Source organism: Mesorhizobium sp. M7A.F.Ca.CA.001.08.2.1 (genome assembly GCF_003998455.1).
Lineage (GTDB): Bacteria > Pseudomonadota > Alphaproteobacteria > Rhizobiales > Rhizobiaceae > Mesorhizobium > Mesorhizobium ciceri.
This window is the reverse complement of sequence record NZ_RZPW01001161.1, coordinates 1-1,287: the sequence shown is the minus strand read 5'-3', so window position 1 is coordinate 1,287 and position 1,287 is coordinate 1. Positions and strand designations below refer to the sequence as shown.

General features: G+C 62.2%; 3 protein-coding genes. All 3 read right to left on the bottom strand.

Features of this window, described 5'->3' with window-relative positions; genetic code table 11:
* Window positions 1-420, bottom strand: a 420-nt coding sequence (locus tag EN914_RS35810) for a Gfo/Idh/MocA family protein (RefSeq protein ID WP_164779185.1), incomplete at its 3' end; no start/stop codon positions are given.
* Entirely contained in the window at window positions 413-742 is a 330-nt protein-coding gene (locus tag EN914_RS35805) for an L-rhamnose mutarotase (RefSeq protein WP_024502491.1), read from the bottom strand. The genes EN914_RS35810 and EN914_RS35805, both read right to left, overlap by 8 nt.
* A 10-nt stretch (window positions 743-752) precedes the next feature.
* A partial coding sequence (locus tag EN914_RS35800) for an enolase C-terminal domain-like protein (protein WP_281034700.1) occupies window positions 753-1,287 on the bottom strand: 535 nt, incomplete at its 5' end.

The following is a 1,287-nucleotide window of genomic DNA, read 5'->3' as shown; positions in this document are numbered from 1 at the left end:
CAATTGGAAGTTCACCGCCGCGTGCAGCCTCCTGGCGCGGCAGATTTCGAGGATCGCGGTCGCCTCGGCAAGATTGCTGCCCATCGGCTTCTGGATCAGCGCCACCGCGCCGTCAGGCAAGGACTTCAGCACATCGGCATGATGCGACGGCGGGGTGGCAAGGTCGAAGATCGCGCCCTCGACAGCAGTCGCTTCTTCGACCGAGCCAAAGGCCGTCACGCCCCATTGGCTGGCCAGCTTTTCAGCCCTGACATGATCAGGATCATAAAGCCCGGCAACCGGAAAGCCGGCCTTCCGGTAGGCTGGGAAATGCGCGTCGCCGACGATCGATCCCGCGCCGAAGGTGACGATCGGCCGGGGTCTTGAGGGTTTTGGCCAGGATTGAACGAGCAAGGCAGGGTCGAAGCCGCCTTCAGTCATGATGGAAGACCTCATCCATCTCGGCCCACCACTCGCCCTCCTGGCGGGTCGCCAGCGGCTCCTGGCAGGGCATGCAGACGGCCCACCATTCCTGCGTCTTCGGGTCGGCCGCCATCTTGGCCATGTCGGCGGCATAGTCGGTGCCGTGGTATTCAAAATAGGAAAACAGCAGGTTCTCCGGCCGCTTCAGGTAGATCGAATAATTCTTGATGTTGCAGGCCGAGATCATGGTCAGCACGCCGGGCCAGACGGCGGCATGGAGGCGGACATACTCCTCGACCTTTTCCGGCTTCAGCCCCAAAACCATACCCATCCGCTGCATATCAGTTCCCCTATTTGGTGATCGCCGTGGTGAATTCGGCGATGCTCATGGCCTTGACCGCGTCCCAGTCCCAATCGATGCCGATGCCCGGTTCGTCGGGCGCCAGCGCCTGGCCATCTTCGATGCGCATGCGCTTGCCGGTCAACTGGTCGAGCTGCGGAATGTACTCGACATATCGACCGTTCTGAACAGCGCAGGTCAGGCTGACATGCAGTTCCATCAGGAAATGCGGGCAGACCGGAATGTCGAAGGCCTCTGCCGCGTGCGCGATCTTGAGCCATGGCGTGATGCCGCCGATGCGGCCGACATCGACCTGCACGATCGAACAGCCGCCTTTCTGCATGTATTCGCGGAAATGGCGGATCGAGTAGAGCGACTCGCCGATGGCGATCGGCGTCGGCGTCGAGTTCGACAACCGCACATGCCCGTCGATGTCGTCGGCCGGCAGCGGTTCTTCGATCCAGGCGAGGTCGAGCTCACGCAGTCGCGCCGCGCGCCGGATCGCTTCGTCGACAGAAAACCCCTGATTGGCGTCGGTCATGATC

Excerpts from the sequence above, each read along its gene's own strand:
- EN914_RS35805 (WP_024502491.1), bottom strand. The coding sequence starts at position 742 with ATGCAGCGGATGGGTATGGTTTTGGGGCTGAAGCCGGAAAAGGTCGAG.